Origin of the sequence: Poinsettia branch-inducing phytoplasma str. JR1 (assembly GCF_000309465.1) — a bacterium.
GTDB lineage: Bacteria > Bacillota_I > Bacilli_A > Acholeplasmatales > Acholeplasmataceae > Phytoplasma > Phytoplasma pruni.
In genome coordinates this window covers 1-906 of record NZ_AKIK01000126.1, presented here as the reverse complement: position 1 = coordinate 906, position 906 = coordinate 1, and the positions used below count along the sequence as shown (strand labels likewise).

At 24.9% G+C, this 906-nt stretch carries 1 pseudogene; it reads right to left on the bottom strand.

Going from position 1 to position 906, the window contains the following annotated elements:
• Positions 1-403 precede the first annotated feature (403 nt).
• Positions 404-906 (bottom strand): annotated as a pseudogene (locus ON17_RS03640) (hypothetical protein); the annotation flags it as partial.

Here is a 906-nt window from a genome sequence, read left to right as displayed (position 1 = left end):
TTCACGCGAGGGTAAAGGGCGCTTAGCTTTATATGTTAAAATACATTATTTTGCGTTCAGTTTTAGTTGTTTAAATGTTTATTTAACAACCAACTTATAAAATTTAATAATAAACAAAACTTTTTTAATTTCATATTTACTTTTTAATTTATTTATTTAAGCATATAATATATATTTTACCCCCATCAAAGGATGGAGGCAAAATAGAGGTAAAAGTGTTTTCAATAATCATCACAAAATTAATCACACAATTATTAAATTTCTTTAAAAATCATATACACCCTATGATTTTGAAAGTTTTTTCAACAGTTTAATGTCTTGCTAAGGACAAAAAAGGCAAATATACGAAAATAAAAAAAGCAAAATTGTTCTAAATCATCGCAAAATTATAAATTATTAAATTTTATTTATTTTTTCTAGCAGATCTTAATTCATCAGCTGAATATCCTGCATCTAATATTTCTTTATCTGTATATCCAGCAAGAATTAAAGAACTAACAATAACATATCTAAATTTTTGTATTTCCTTAATTGTATATCCAGCATCTCTTAATTCTTGAAGTGTAAATGGAGCATCAAATATTTCTTTATCTGTATATCCAGCATCTCTTAATTCTTTGGCTGAAAATCTACCATAACTTAAATCATAAGCAGAATAATCATATTTTTTTAAATCTTTAGCTGTAAATCCGCCATCTCTTAATTCTCGAAGTGTAAATAGAGCATCTCTTAATTCCTTAGCTGTATAACCGGTATCTCTTAATTCCTTAACTGTAAATCCAGAAGATTTTAATTTATACGAATCAACCCCTAATTTTTTAAAATCTGCAACTGTTTGATAAATTTGAGTTTTAAAATATTTAATTTTACCATTTTTATCTGTTTCTTTAAATTTTTCTTCATTAG